Annotated in this window: 13 protein-coding genes; 3 read left to right on the forward strand and 10 right to left on the reverse strand. The window is 55.7% G+C overall.

The features are described from left to right. Window positions 1-176 precede the first annotated feature (176 nt). A complete protein-coding gene (locus ACUN9X_RS00210) occupies window positions 177-638 on the forward strand; it encodes a DUF2489 domain-containing protein (RefSeq protein ID WP_260036689.1) in 462 nt (153 codons plus the stop codon). Window positions 639-849: 211 nt separating this feature from the next. Here the strand turns inward: ACUN9X_RS00210 and ACUN9X_RS00215 are convergent, their stop codons facing one another. The 4 genes from ACUN9X_RS00215 to ACUN9X_RS00230 all read right to left on the reverse strand — a co-directional run bounded on the left by ACUN9X_RS00215 (window position 850) and on the right by ACUN9X_RS00230 (window position 5,853). After that, entirely contained in the window at window positions 850-1,125 is a 276-nt protein-coding gene (locus ACUN9X_RS00215; RefSeq protein WP_260036691.1) for a hypothetical protein, read from the reverse strand. A 258-nt stretch (window positions 1,126-1,383) separates the two neighbouring features. Next, window positions 1,384-2,763 carry an HDOD domain-containing protein gene (locus ACUN9X_RS00220; protein ID WP_260036692.1) on the reverse strand — a complete coding sequence of 460 codons (1,380 nt, stop codon included), beginning with the start codon at window positions 2,761-2,763 and terminating at the stop codon, window positions 1,384-1,386. A gap of 41 nt (window positions 2,764-2,804) precedes the next feature. Then, entirely contained in the window at window positions 2,805-4,880 is a 2,076-nt protein-coding gene (gene recG / locus ACUN9X_RS00225; RefSeq protein ID WP_445471827.1) for an ATP-dependent DNA helicase RecG, read from the reverse strand. 7 nt (window positions 4,881-4,887) lie between these two features. Beyond that, window positions 4,888-5,853 carry a hydrogen peroxide-inducible genes activator gene (locus tag ACUN9X_RS00230; protein ID WP_260036696.1) on the reverse strand — a complete coding sequence of 322 codons (966 nt, stop codon included), beginning with the start codon at window positions 5,851-5,853 and terminating at the stop codon, window positions 4,888-4,890. 73 nt (window positions 5,854-5,926) lie between these two features. Between ACUN9X_RS00230 and ACUN9X_RS00235 the strand changes: the two genes are divergently transcribed. Then, window positions 5,927-6,793 (forward strand): NAD(P)H-binding protein, encoded by an 867-nt coding sequence (locus ACUN9X_RS00235; protein ID WP_445471828.1) that lies wholly within the window; start codon window positions 5,927-5,929, stop codon window positions 6,791-6,793. On the opposite strand, the gene ACUN9X_RS00240 is transcribed toward ACUN9X_RS00235, so the two are convergent. From ACUN9X_RS00240 to ACUN9X_RS00260, 5 genes are all read right to left on the reverse strand, one after another. Further along, window positions 6,786-7,172: a RidA family protein gene (locus tag ACUN9X_RS00240; protein WP_260036700.1), complete on the reverse strand. Its 387-nt coding sequence runs from the start codon at window positions 7,170-7,172 to the stop codon at window positions 6,786-6,788. The two genes, ACUN9X_RS00235 and ACUN9X_RS00240, sit on opposite strands and share 8 nt — an antisense overlap. A 108-nt stretch (window positions 7,173-7,280) precedes the next feature. Further along, window positions 7,281-9,431, reverse strand: a complete 2,151-nt coding sequence (locus tag ACUN9X_RS00245; protein ID WP_445473156.1) for a RelA/SpoT family protein — start codon at window positions 9,429-9,431, stop codon at window positions 7,281-7,283. A gap of 229 nt (window positions 9,432-9,660) precedes the next feature. Then, complete coding sequence (gene rpoZ, locus ACUN9X_RS00250) at window positions 9,661-9,873, reverse strand: DNA-directed RNA polymerase subunit omega (protein WP_260036701.1); 213 nt, start codon at window positions 9,871-9,873, stop codon at window positions 9,661-9,663. Between the two features lie 90 nt (window positions 9,874-9,963). After that, window positions 9,964-10,611 carry a guanylate kinase gene (gene gmk / locus ACUN9X_RS00255; RefSeq protein ID WP_445471829.1) on the reverse strand — a complete coding sequence of 216 codons (648 nt, stop codon included), beginning with the start codon at window positions 10,609-10,611 and terminating at the stop codon, window positions 9,964-9,966. An 82-nt stretch (window positions 10,612-10,693) separates the two neighbouring features. After that, window positions 10,694-11,560, reverse strand: coding sequence for a YicC/YloC family endoribonuclease (locus tag ACUN9X_RS00260; RefSeq protein ID WP_445471830.1), 867 nt, complete (start codon window positions 11,558-11,560; stop codon window positions 10,694-10,696). A 140-nt stretch (window positions 11,561-11,700) separates the two neighbouring features. Here ACUN9X_RS00260 and rph point away from each other — a divergent pair, with 140 nt between their 5' ends. Beyond that, window positions 11,701-12,417 carry a ribonuclease PH gene (gene rph / locus ACUN9X_RS00265; RefSeq protein ID WP_260036706.1) on the forward strand — a complete coding sequence of 239 codons (717 nt, stop codon included), beginning with the start codon at window positions 11,701-11,703 and terminating at the stop codon, window positions 12,415-12,417. A gap of 43 nt (window positions 12,418-12,460) precedes the next feature. Here the strand turns inward: rph and ACUN9X_RS00270 are convergent, their stop codons facing one another. Then, the gene (locus tag ACUN9X_RS00270) at window positions 12,461-13,267 is read right to left on the reverse strand and encodes an exodeoxyribonuclease III (protein ID WP_260036708.1); all 807 of its coding nucleotides are present in this window, start codon (window positions 13,265-13,267) and stop codon (window positions 12,461-12,463) included. Window positions 13,268-13,312 lie beyond the last annotated feature (45 nt).

Consider the following 13,312-nt stretch of genomic DNA (forward strand, 5'->3'; position numbering starts at 1 on the left):
TCATAAGAAGGACAAAGAGTACTCCAGGCCAGCCTCGCGCTGGCCTTTTTTATGTTCCAAACCAAATCTAGCCTTTCAGGCCACGCGCGGCAGACATCCGTCTGGGGTTAGTTCGTCAGATGCTTTATCCTGTGCAGCCGGGTCGAATGGCCGCCAATTCCTGACAGGAGAGACCGATGCCCCCATGGTTGCAATGGACACTGATCAGCGCAGGACTGCTGACGATCGTGCTGCTAGGGCTGTTTATCCGCCATCGTGTGTCACTGTTGCGCCGCCACCAAAGGGCTCAGGCCAAAACTCAGGCGTTACAGCAGGAACGTACCGCCAGCATGATCGACAGCATCAGAGTTTTGGCAATGGCGATTGAGCAGGATCAAGTTGAATATTCTGAAGCCTGTTTGCGGATCAAGGGATTGCTGGATCACGTCTCACCGGAGTTGCTGCAGCAAACGCCCTACCGGGTTTTTCAGGACATGCACGACGCCCTCGACCACATGCCGACCCACCAGAGCAGGCAGGACACCGATCCTCAATTTCTGAAGAAGATGGACGAGCAACGATTCGCGTTGGAAAAAGAGCATTCTGATGCGATAAGGCGCGCGGCTACCGCCATACGCCACTATAATTTCCAGCCATAAAAAAGCCGGCCCTGAGGCCGGCAAGTTCACCCGCTTTTGCAGATACAACCTGAGTACTCCCATTCCCGGACAAGCGCCTTTGTCGCCTCACTTGGCCCGGAATAATGCACATCCACGCGATTGCAGAATCAGTTCGATAAATCCAACTACCGAAAAACATTCGCTATTCACATGCTATATATCTGTTTACGGCACCCTGCTGCATTCGGATTCAATGGCGACTTAAAAAAACCTGCTCGCTGTTTGCAGGCTGCTCAACGCCACCTTCATCCATAAGCGCGTCAATGACGTCCGCATCGAGATTGGCCCATAAATGCCGAAAATGCTTCTGGATGACCTGATCGCGGGAGCGCGAAGTTTCGCGTAACAATGCAAGACGCTCATCGTCATCAGCGAGGTGAAAGTGCCGACCGCCCCGGCGCCTGAAATGGCACTCGAGTTGCTGCAAGTGGAAGATACTGCCCGAAGTGAATATGAACCTTTCCATTGGACCTACCCCGCTATCAAACGTGGTAGCCCGATACGACACTGCTACCCCTTGCTATGACGGGTCAGTTTCGGGCATTGCTGTATTTAACTTAGTCCAAGACAGGAGAAAAGGAAGGGAACGCCGGCCGATGATAAAAATGACGGTCACGTCAAATTATTGATAGCCGGTAACCATTTGAATAGTAAAGATTTAATAAATCAGGACAACCAAAAAGTTACAATAATTTACACATCAAACAACGGATAGTTTCCAGACTCAGGACTGCATCATACCTGCCATAGCCAAAATGCTATCCCGGTTCTCCATCATATCGTCAAACTGTTCAGCCACAGCAGCCGGATCCAGCCCCAGCGACTGATACATGTCGTCAGGCACAGGCACAGCTGAGCCCAGCTCTACCCCGCGCTCGATAAGCAACTGGCGTCCAAGCCAAAGCAGCCGCGCATAAACCGCATTGGTGCCGGAATAATCGGGGTTCTTCTGCTGCCGAATGGCAGTCACCACCTCGTCTGGCATACCCCAGTTTTCCATCAACTGGGCACCCAACTGTTCACGGGTAACCCCCAACAAATGATGCTCGACTAACGATGAATCCAGCTCGCTATTGGCTTCAAGGTTGCGGCAGACAAGACGAAAATGCGGCGGAAACACCTGATTTAACACCAGATAACCAAAATTGTGCAGCAACCCGCTGAGATAAGCCAAACCAAACGATGGGCGCTCACCACGACGCATCATGGCCGATAGAATACCCGCAGACTGAGCTTGCCAAATGGCTTGCTGCCAGTAGCCAATATACCCGTCTGGCTCGTCTTCAGGTGCTTTGAGTGCTCGCCCGAGCGACAGCCCCATTGCCAGGTTCATGACCATTTCAAAGCCAAGTACACGCGACACCGCATCATGCACAGAGCGGACCTGCCCTGCAGCGGCATAGAAAGAAGACGAAGCCCAGCTGACAACCTGAGCTGCAAGGCTGGGGTCGCTTTCAACCACATCCACAAGGTCGTTCATGACAGCATTGGGATTAACCCGGAGATGGATAATCCGCTGGGCGGTTTCGGGTAGCGGCGGCAACTCAAGTGTATCTTCCAGACGCTGACGAATGCGCAGATTGGTTAATCGTTTGATAGCATCATGGACCTGCTCACGATCCAGCTCAGGCTCTGACAGGTTAACGTCAATAGAGGACTGGGGCGTGGTCGTTGTGAACCGGCGGATATCGCCCGTCAACTCGCGATAGGCGGCAGCCGTCATATCAATGACGGGCCCCTGTGACTGAAAGGACAGGTTGATCCTGTTCAGTCCGTCGACCGCAGGGTCTACCAGTGAAGGCCACCCCGTAAGCGATGGCAGGGCCGGTAGCGTCTGCACTTCAAGCCGACTGGTCAGGCGACGCAGCTCCCGGCGATTGATCGCCCGAAAATCACGGCCAAGCTGCTTGTTCAGAAGTGTGACATCAAGCAAGTCGACCTGGCGGCAAATCACCTGCAGCTTGCCGTCGACATCTTCCAGAGGCACCATCCGTACCGCATTTTCGGGCGAGCTTTCAGATTGCATTTGATAGGCAGGCACGCCCTCACTATCTGAAACTGTCTTCAACGCATCGATGAGTGCAAGCGGTAGCTGTGTGGTCATTCCCCTGAAATCCCTTCCTGAAAACATGTAAGTGCGACCGGTCAGACTTCACCGTAGCGAATACGCTCGCCCAGCCAACGACGAATAAGAGCGTCAACGCGGGTCTGATCCGACATCAATGCAGGTGCTGCATCGCGGACAGTGCCGATCCAGCCTTTGTCTCGCTCGAAATCTGCCAACCTGAACTGCATCATACCTGTCTGGCGGGTTCCGAGCACTTCCCCCGGGCCACGAATTTCAAGGTCTTTCTCGGCAATGACAAATCCGTCCTGGCTGTCGCGCAGCACCTGGAGCCGCGCCTTGCCATTGAGCGACAACGGCGGATGATACATCAACACACAAAAACTGGCCTCATGGCCCCGACCGACCCGGCCACGCAACTGATGCAACTGCGCGAGCCCCAACCGTTCCGGGTTCTCAATAATGATCAATGAAGCATTGGGCACATCCACCCCTACTTCAATAACAGTGGTTGCAACCAGGAGATCCAGCTCACCAAGGGTGAACCGCGCCATAACCTCCGCCTTTTCCGCAGCTTTCAAACGACCATGTACCAGACCAATAGCCAGGCCCGGCAAGCGCTGCTGCAGCTCTTCGGCGGTCACTTCCGCCGCCTGGCACTGCAAAGCCTCGGATTCTTCTATCAGTGTACATACCCAGTAAGCCTGACGGCCGGAACGGCATGCCTCTTCAACCCGATTAATCACATCTTCCCGACGTGCGTCCGGTATCGCGATCGTCTCAATTGGTTTACGCCCTGGCGGCAACTCGTCAATCACCGAGGTATCAAGGTCGGCATAGGCGCTCATGGCCAAGGTGCGGGGAATCGGTGTCGCTGTCATGATTAACTGGTGCGGCGCAAGAGCCCCGGCTGCGCCCTTCTCGCGTAGCGCCAGTCGCTGGTGAACCCCAAACCGGTGCTGCTCATCAATAATTGCAAGGCCCAGCCGCTCAAAGGCAACATCATCCTGAAATAGCGCATGGGTACCGATCACCATTCGGGCAGTCCCGGTCGCAAGCTGGTGCAGCACCGCCTCTCGCGATTTACCTTTCACCTTGCCCGACAGCCACCCCAGCTCGATACCCAGAGGCTCGAACCAGCGCTGAAAGTTGAGGAAATGCTGCTCTGCCAGAATTTCAGTAGGTGCCATCAAGGCCACCTGTGCTCCGGCAGCAATGGCCTGCAACGCGGCGATCGCCGCCACCACGGTTTTGCCCGAACCGACATCCCCCTGGACAAGACGCAGCATGGGCAACGGCTGACTGAGATCCTGTCGGACGTCACTTAACACTCGCTGCTGGGCAGGCGTCAGACTGAATGGCAGGGCTTCCAGGAACCGCTCAATCAAAGTACCTTGCGGCAACAAAGGGATGGCCTGGCGCGACTGAATCTGGGCCCTTACCCGCAACAAGCTGAGCTGGTGGGCCAACAACTCCTCCATTACCAGACGCTGTTGTGCTGGATGACGCCCCTCCAGCAGCGCTGGCACCGGCGCTCCCGCATGCGGGGCGTGCACCATCTGCAAGGCCTCATTGATACCGGGAAGCTGGAAGTCGGCAAGCAACCCTTCAGGCAACCACTCCTTGACCGGATAACGCGCAAGATAACCCAGGGCCTGTTGGCACAGGCTGCGGATTCGTGGCTGCTGAATGCCTTCGGTAAGAGGGTAGACCGGAGTCAGCGTGGCACGCTCGGCCGGCGGCATGGGTGCAGGATTCACCTGATATTCAGGGTGATAGAACTCCGGCCCGGCCCGGCCCGGCCGGACTTCACCAAAACAGCGCACTCGCGCGCCTTCTGATAACTGGTTTTTCTGGGCGGCATTAAAATGGAAAAAGCGTAGAGCAAGAAAGCCGGAATCGTCGCGAAGCGTCACCTGCAGGCTCCGGCGGCGCCCCATCACAAGGCTGGATTTAACAACCTCACCTTCAACCACCGCAGTGTCGCCAACATGCAGGCTACCAATCGGGATAACGCGCGTGCGGTCTTCGTAACGGTGAGGCAGGTGGAACAATAAGTCCTGCAGCGAATGAATGCCGAGCTTGCCCATGGTGGCTGCCAGCGCAGCCCCCACGCCCTTGAGGGCTGTGACGTTAATGTCTGCCAGTGCTGCCATGAATTATTCAGGCGCTGGCCGGGACAGCATGCAATGCCTGGTCAGTCTTCTCGATCACCCTACACTGACTGGCGGCAAGGGCCAGTACATCGATCGCTTTCGGCCTTGGGAAGGTTACCCGCCAGGCCAGGGCAACCGTTCGGAAAGGCACCGGGGCCTTGAACGGCCGCACTGCCAGCACATCATCCTTGTATTCCATCGCCGTCGCAGCTGATAGCGGCAGTACCGTAACCCCAAGACCTGACGCCACCATGTGCCGGATAGTTTCCAGTGAACTCCCCTCCGTCACCAGCGAGGGTTGCTCCCCCGATTTCGACGACCGCGTGGCAATGGCATTCTCAAGCGGAGGACAGGATTCAAGCACCTGATCGCGGAAACAATGACCGGGGCCCAATAGCAGCAACTGCTCTTTCGCCAGCTGCTCCGCCGTCAGTGATTCTTCTTTGGTAAGCGGATGGTCCGCAGGCAACAGCACAACGAAAGGTTCGTCGTACAGGGGCAGAGTTACTACCTCAGGCTCTTCAAACGGCAAGGCAATAATAATGGCGTCCAGCTCAGACTGGCGCAGCTTCTTACGCAGATCGGCGGTATAATTCTCTTCGATGAACAGCGGCATATCCGGCGCAGCGCGGCGCAACTCCGGCAGAAAATGGGGGAACAAGTAGGGTCCGATGGTGTAGATGGCCCCGACTTTGAGCGGCGAACTCAACTGGTTCTTGCCGTTCTGCGCCATATCACGGATCACGCCCACCTGATCAAGTACGCGCTGCGCCTGCTCGATAATACGGGTTCCTGTTTCCGTCACTCGAATGCTGCTTTTGCTGCGCTCGAACAGAGGAATACCGAGCTCATCTTCCAGTTTCTTAACCGCAACACTCAGGGTAGGCTGGCTCACGTGGCACCGTTCGGCCGCCCGGCCGAAGTGTTTCTCGCGAGCCAGCGTGACGATATAACGCAATTCTGTCAGGGTCATGAAATACTCCGGCCAATCACAGGAACAGCAGATAGATACTCAATCATGTACAGAATAAGGATTGATATTGACTATGGCAATCAGTGAACCACGCATTCTTGTCGCCGGTTGCGGCGCACTGGGCAGCAAAATCGCCAAAGGGCTCGCCACGACCGCCAGGGTCTACGGCTTGAAGCGCCACCCCGACAGGCTCCCTGAGAGCGTGCTGCCACTGGCTGCCGACCTGCAAATGCCGGAACAACTCGCTCAGGTAGTGCCTGACAATCTTGATGCCGTGATCTATTGCCTGACGCCTAACAGCTACGACGACGAGGGTTACCGAACAGCTTTCGTGAGCGGCCTGGAGAACCTGATCAACACGATGAAGGCGCAGGGACAGGAACTGAACCGACTGTTATTCGTTTCAAGCACAGGTGTCTACCAACAGGATGACGACAACTGGATTGACGAAAGCAGCCCGACTGCCCCCCTCCGTTTTGGCGGAAAACGTCTTCTGGAAGGTGAGCAATGCGCAGCAATGGCACCCTGGCCTTCGACGACTATCCGGTTCAGCGGCATATACGGCCCGGGCCGCACACGCTTTCTGGAATCGGTAATCAACGGGGAACTGAAACCTGCCGCTCCCTCCCCCTACACCAACCGTGTGCATGAAGACGATGCGGCCGCAGCTGCGGTGCACCTGATAAACAGGTCGTTACGAGGGGAGCCACTGGAGACCTGTTATCTGGCCAGCGACAGTGAGCCGGTAACACTTGGCGATATTGTGCAGTGGATCCAGTCACAGATCAGCTGTCAGCCACCGACGGCAAATGCACGCTCAGGAAGGCGCGCTGGCAGCAAGCGAATCAGTAACCAGCGCTTGCTCGAGAGCGGATTCCGTTTCCGCTACCCGAGCTACAGGGAAGGCTATGGCGAAATGATTCAGTCGCGCCTCAGCTGAGCACCATAACGGCGTCCATCTCAACACCCACGCCTTTGGGGAGCGCGGCGACACCAATCGCTGCGCGGGCAGGATAGGGTTCGTGGAAATAGGTCGCCATGATTTCATTAACGGTGGCAAAGTTGCCCAGATCCGTCAGATAAATGTTCAGCTTGACGATGTCCTGCAACTTACCGCCCGATGCTTCACAGACAGCCGTCAGGTTATCGAAGACCCGGCGGATGCTGGTGGCGATATCGCCGCCAACCACTTCCATGGTTTCAGGATCAAGCGGAATCTGGCCAGAAAGATAGACGGTATCGCCCGCTTTTACAGCCTGGGAATAGGTTCCAATGGCTGCTGGCGCGTTGTCAGTCTGAATCACTGATTTGTTGGTCATATTGTCGTAACCCCTGATGGCTCCGACGCAAGCCGGAGCATGGACAAAAAATGAAGGCGGTGATCGTCGCCGCGACCTGCACCACCTGTCAACTAAAGCATGTCAGAATCAGTAGCGGATGCGACTGATATGGGTAACGGCCCGAATATTCCGGACCCGTCGCATGACTCTCGCCAGATGACGCCGACCATTGACGTGCACAACGAGACTGACAACGCTGAGGCGCGCGTTCTGCTCTTCAACGTTAATGCGCTCGATGTTCCCGTCCGCTTTGGCTACCGCACTGGCCATCTCGGCAATCACACCGCGTTGGCGCTCAAGCTCGACACGCAGTTCAACCGAGAATTCGTCGGTAATATCTTTCGCCCATTTCAGATGTGTCAGGGCAGAACGATCACCGTGCTTATCACGCAGTCGACGGCAGGTATCGGTATGGATCACCATGCCGTTGCCCGACTCCATAACGCCAACCACCGGATCGCCGGGGATCGGTTTACAGCAGCTGGCAAAACGGACCAGTAATCCCTCGGTACCGCGAATGGTAACTGAGCCGCGCCCGTTGTCCTGCAAGCTGACCACATTCGGCGTCTCGGACGCGCTGTCCGACTCACGGCCATCATCGTTGAGGTCTGACGTCAGCTGGCGGGCAATAATGTAGGCCATCCGGTTGCCCAGCCCGATTTCGCCCAGCAGATCATCGAAGTCAGTCTGTTGATTATGCTTGACCACACGTTCACGCTGCTGATCGCTGATTTCGGACAACTTGGCGCCAAATCCGACCAGCGACTTCTTCAGCAGCGCCTTACCCAGCTCAACAGATTCCGTTCGCTTCTGGTATTTCAACACATGACGAATGGAGCTGCGGGCCTTGCCGGTTACGACAAAGCTCAGCCATGCAGGATTGGGGCGCGCCCCCGGCGCAGTGATGATTTCAACGGTCTGCCCGCTCTGCAAGGGCTGGCTCAGTGAACCCAGATTGCGGTTAATCCGGCAGGCCACGCAGGCGTTGCCGATATCAGTGTGGATGGCGTAAGCAAAGTCAATCGGCGTGGCACCGCCCGGAAGCTCAAGGATCTTGCCCTTGGGAGTGAAAACATAAATTTCGTCCGGGAACAGATCGACTTTTACATGTTCGATAAACTCCAGCGAGTCGTCTGTGCGCTCGCGCATCTCGATGAGCCCCTGAACCCAGCGATCGACCCGACGCTGGCTGACCTCAATCGCGGTGGAGTTATCGTTCTTATAAAGCCAGTGTGCTGCAATCCCGTTGTTGGCGATCTGCTCCATTTCCTCGGTGCGGATCTGAATCTCGATATTCACGTGCATGCCGAATAAGGTGGTATGCAGCGACTGATAGCCGTTCGCCTTGGGCATCGCAATGTAATCTTTGAAGCGGCCAGGCAGGGGCTTATAGAGGCTGTGCACAGCGCCCAGAATGCGATAACAATCGTCAGTTGAATCAGTGATGATGCGGAAGGCGTAGACGTCCATGATTTCATGGAAGGACTTATGCTTGAACTTCATCTTGTTGTAGATGCTGTTCAGGTGCTTCTCTCGGCCCAGAATGCGTCCGGGCATGCCTCGCTCTGTCAGTTTTTCCTCAACGCGCGCCTGGATCTCTTCGATAATTTCCCGGTGACTGCCCCGCAGTTTTTCTACCGCTTTGGAGATATAACGTGAGCGCATCGGGTGAAGAAATGAGAAGCCGAGATCCTCGAGCTCCGTACACAAACTGTGCATCCCCAGGCGGTTAGCAATGGGGGCGTAAATGTCCAGCGTTTCGGTCGCTATACGCTGGCGCTTCTCATACGACATGTGCCCCAGCGTGCGCATGTTGTGCAGCCGATCAGCCAGCTTGACCAGAATCACCCGAATATCACGGGCCATTGCCAGTGTCATTTTCTGGAAGTTTTCCGCCTGCGCCTCGGCACGAGTGCGGAACTCAATCTGGGTCAGCTTGCTCACACCGTCGACCAGATCCGCCACCGGCTCACCAAACTGTTCTGCCAGGGCATCTTTTGGAATACCGGTGTCTTCGATCACATCGTGCAACATCGCCGCCATCAGGCTTTGATGGTCAAGCTTCATGTCTGCAAGAATGTGCGCGACCGCCAGCGGGTGCGTAATGTAATGCTCACCGGAACGGCGCATCTGGCCTGCATGGGCCTGTTCGGCATAATAGTATGCCCTGCGCACCTGATTAATCCGTGGCGTATCAAGGTAGGTACTGAGCTGGTCCGCCAATTGGTCGATCGTCATCGACGAAACGGCATCAGCCGGATCGGACGGGGATGTACCGGTTTTAGAGAGTGCCGTAGCCTCTGCTGACACCACGCCTCCAGAGACAGTTAAATGAAACACCGACAAAAAAACCCGAATGTTTGCGCACTCGGGTCTTCCGTAGCCCTTACAGGACTTTTATCTGCCCTGCTCCTCTTACTATAAGAGCACAGGCACAGATTTCAATCAGCGATTAGCAGAATACCGCTTATTCTTCGTCACGCTCATAGGCCAGCTTGCGATCAACCAGGCCTTCCGCGATTTCACGCAGCGCAATAACCGTTGGCTTGTCGTTTTCTTCAGCAACCATTGGCTCGTGACCCTTGGTCGCAATCTGGCGCGCGCGCTTGGTCGCCAACATAACCAGTTCAAAACGGTTATCTACGTGATCCAGACAATCTTCAACGGTGACTCGTGCCATAACTTCCCCGACTATAATCGATAAGTAAACTGAGAGCTCGGATTGGACCGACCCGGTCCGGAGCAGACCGCGAAGTATAAAAGCTAATGATCAATTTGTATACGCAAAACCACCGGAAACCAGCGCCGAGAGCAAATCAGCATGGCGCACTTCCTGAGGCTCTACTCGCAATCGCTGGGCGACCACAATCGACAACAGATCTCCCAATGCCTGGTCGAACCGGTCGTTAACCACCAGATAATCAAATTCCAGCGCGTGACTGCATTCATCCGCTGCCTCACGTAAACGTCGTTCAATTACCTCCGGCGCATCCTGCCCTCTTCCGGTCAGGCGCTCGCGCAACGATTCAGGCGATGGTGGCACTATGAAAATGCTCACACACTCCGGCAGCAAACGACGCACCTGGACAGCGCCCTGCCAGTCTATCTCGAGAATAACATCACGCCCCTGCTCCAGCGTCTCTTCGACCCAGCGTTGAGAGGTACCGTAAAAATTCCCGAAAACCTCCGCATGCTCGAGGAAGGCATTATCGTTAATCATCGACGCAAACACGTCACGTTCGGTGAAATGGTAGTTAATGCCGTCCTGCTCACCAGGGCGCATCGGCCTGGTCGTATGGGATACCGACACACACAGCGCCGGGTCTCGCGCCAGCATCGCTGCCACAAGACTGGTTTTACCCGCACCCGATGGCGCTGAAACAATATAAAGCGTGCCTTTCCCGGCCGGCTGAGTCATCAACCCGGTCTCCTCAACGATTAGAATACTGTTAACTCAATGTCTCCGAACACCAGCTCACCGGCATGGTGCTCACAGACTATTACTCCAGGTTCTGGACCTGCTCTCGCATCTGTTCGATCAACACTTTCAGATTAACAGCCACACGGGTGACTTCAGCATCAATGGATTTGCTGCTCAGGGTGTTGGCTTCGCGATTGAGTTCCTGCATCAGAAAATCAAGCCTGCGACCGATGGCGTCATCGCCCTTGAGGGTATCGGTCACTTCGCCCACATGGGCATCCAGTCGATCAAGCTCTTCCGCGACATCAGCCTTCTGGGCCGCCATCACCATCTCTTGAGCCAGCCGGTCTGAATCCAGCTCAATTTTGGCAGCATCAAACCGGTCACGCAGCGTCTGCGCCTGCTTCTCAAGCAGCTCAGGCATGCGCTTCCTGACCACAGCGACCGATTCGGAAATTTCTGTCAGGCGATCATTAAACAGAGGGCGCAATCGCTCGCCTTCCCGTTCCCGCACACTGACCAGTTCTGCCACTGCCTCATCAAAAAGCGACTGAGCTGCTGCCTTTACGGGCGCAAGATCCCGCTCAGCGGTTTCCAGTACACCGGGCCAACGCAGGATATCCAGTGCATTGATGTGCGCGGGATTATCCAGAATCCGATTGACCTGATTGGCCGCATTGTTGAGCTCTTCAGCCAGGGCCTCATTGACGTTCAGCCCTCCGGTCACGCGCTCAGCCAATTGCAGACGCATCCCGATTTCGACTTTCCCCCGGCGCAGCTGCCCACGCAGCCGCTCACGAAAATCATTCTCCAGCTCGCGCAATGTCTCGGGCAGCCGAAACGATGTTTCAAGGTAGCGGTGGTTCACCGTGCGGATTTCACAGGTCAGCGTTCCCCAGTCCGCTTCAAGGTCTTTTCGGGCAAAGGCAGTCATGCTTCTGATCATGGGAACTCCGCATCGGCATCATAAGGTGGGCAATAGTTTAACAGGCGACAGCCCTGCAGGGCGACTGGCGTGCTCCGATCCTGTGCGTCCGTGCTATACTGGCGCGCTATTTTAAACATTCATTCGAGATAGGAAACCGTATGCGACCCAGTGGCAGAACGCCTGAGCAACCGCGCGACATCCGCATCACCCGCAATTACACCAAACATGCGGAGGGGTCAGTCCTGATCGAATTTGGCGACACCAAAGTGATCTGTACTGCATCGATCGAAAACAGTGTGCCCCGCTTCCTCAAGGGCACAGGCAAAGGCTGGATTACCGCCGAATACGGCATGCTGCCGCGCTCAACCGGCAGCCGCATGGGCCGCGAAGCCGCTCGCGGCAAACAGGGCGGGCGCACGGTAGAGATCCAGCGTCTGATCGGTCGATCCCTGCGTGCTGCGGTTGATCTGACCAAGCTTGGCGAGCACAGCATCACGATCGATTGCGACGTGATTCAGGCGGATGGCGGCACCCGTACTGCTGCTATCACCGGCGGCTGCGTCGCCCTGGTCGATGCCCTGAACCACCTGGTCAGCACCGGCAAACTGAAAGCATCACCACTGGTACAAATGGTCGGCGCAATTTCGGTCGGCGTATTCGAGGGCACAACCGTTGTCGACCTGGATTACCCGGAAGACTCCGCTGCCGAAACCGATATGAACGTTATCATGACGGACCGCGGCGGCTTCATCGAGATTCAGGGGACGGCGGAAGGTGCGCCTTTCGACCAGACAGAACTGGACAGCATGCTGAGTCTGGCCAAGCAGGCCATTAACCAACTGTTCGAACTGCAGAAAAAAGCGCTCGAAAGCTAAAACAGAGAAAACAGTGAACCGGCCTGCGAGCGCAGGCCGGGAATCAAAATCCTATTTCAATATCATAATCAACGATTACCGGCGCATGGTCCGAGAATCGTGTAGCCCCATCAATCCAGGCATCTTCAATTGCCTTGCGAATGCCCGGCGTGACCAGCTGATAGTCCGTCCGCCAGCCCGCATGACGGCGCCAGCCCTCAGCCCATTCAGGCCACCAGGTAAATTGATCACCGCTTTTATTGATTTCACGGAATGCATCCACGCACCCCATTTCATCAAACAGGCGATCCAGCCATGCCCTTTCATGCGGTAGAAAGCCGGACACATCGAGCTTGTGGTAGCGGGCGCTGGTGTCGGTTACGTGATGCGCCGTTTGCAAATTGGCACAGAAGATAAACTGTCGACGCTTGCGCAGCGTTTTCTGGAGGTGCATACCGAAAGCTTCCAGAAAGCTGTCTTTATGATCCAGCGCGGTCAGATCATCATCACCAATTGGCACGTCTTCGCGCCCCAAAGCACTCGGAGCCAGCGCACAGGCCACACTGACCTTGTCAAAATCAGCCTGAATAAAGCGGCCTTCACGGTCAGCCTGTTCATTGGCGAAACCGTAGATAATCGCTTTCGGGAAATGACGGGTGTAGATGCCGACGCCACCGTGCTCGGTGTCCTCACCGTCTATAAAGTAGGGTTCATAGCCTTCAGGGACATATCGCGGGTCATCAAATTCATAGATCCGCATGCGGTGATCCTGCACGCAAACCACGTCTGCATCCTGCTCGGCCAGCCAGTCAAAAAAACCACGGTCAACCGCCTGCTTGAGACCGTTAACACTGATTGATACTACCCGCATAGATGTTCCCTGAAACTTTTGTGTGTATGATACCGTTTTTATGAC

The sequence above is a fragment of the Marinobacter sp. V032 genome (assembly GCF_052645435.1).

Excerpts from the sequence above, each read along its gene's own strand:
- ACUN9X_RS00210 (WP_260036689.1), top strand. The coding sequence starts at position 177 with ATGCCCCCATGGTTGCAATGGACACTGATCAGCGCAGGACTGCTGACG.
- ACUN9X_RS00215 (WP_260036691.1), bottom strand. The coding sequence starts at position 1,125 with ATGGAAAGGTTCATATTCACTTCGGGCAGTATCTTCCACTTGCAGCAA.
- ACUN9X_RS00220 (WP_260036692.1), bottom strand. The coding sequence starts at position 2,763 with ATGACCACACAGCTACCGCTTGCACTCATCGATGCGTTGAAGACAGTT.
- recG (WP_445471827.1), bottom strand. The coding sequence starts at position 4,880 with ATGGCAGCACTGGCAGACATTAACGTCACAGCCCTCAAGGGCGTGGGG.
- ACUN9X_RS00230 (WP_260036696.1), bottom strand. The coding sequence starts at position 5,853 with ATGACCCTGACAGAATTGCGTTATATCGTCACGCTGGCTCGCGAGAAA.
- ACUN9X_RS00235 (WP_445471828.1), top strand. The coding sequence starts at position 5,927 with ATGGCAATCAGTGAACCACGCATTCTTGTCGCCGGTTGCGGCGCACTG.
- ACUN9X_RS00240 (WP_260036700.1), bottom strand. The coding sequence starts at position 7,172 with ATGACCAACAAATCAGTGATTCAGACTGACAACGCGCCAGCAGCCATT.
- ACUN9X_RS00245 (WP_445473156.1), bottom strand. The coding sequence starts at position 9,431 with ATGACGATCGACCAATTGGCGGACCAGCTCAGTACCTACCTTGATACG.
- rpoZ (WP_260036701.1), bottom strand. The coding sequence starts at position 9,873 with ATGGCACGAGTCACCGTTGAAGATTGTCTGGATCACGTAGATAACCGT.
- gmk (WP_445471829.1), bottom strand. The coding sequence starts at position 10,611 with ATGACTCAGCCGGCCGGGAAAGGCACGCTTTATATTGTTTCAGCGCCA.
- ACUN9X_RS00260 (WP_445471830.1), bottom strand. The coding sequence starts at position 11,560 with ATGATCAGAAGCATGACTGCCTTTGCCCGAAAAGACCTTGAAGCGGAC.
- rph (WP_260036706.1), top strand. The coding sequence starts at position 11,701 with ATGCGACCCAGTGGCAGAACGCCTGAGCAACCGCGCGACATCCGCATC.
- ACUN9X_RS00270 (WP_260036708.1), bottom strand. The coding sequence starts at position 13,267 with ATGCGGGTAGTATCAATCAGTGTTAACGGTCTCAAGCAGGCGGTTGAC.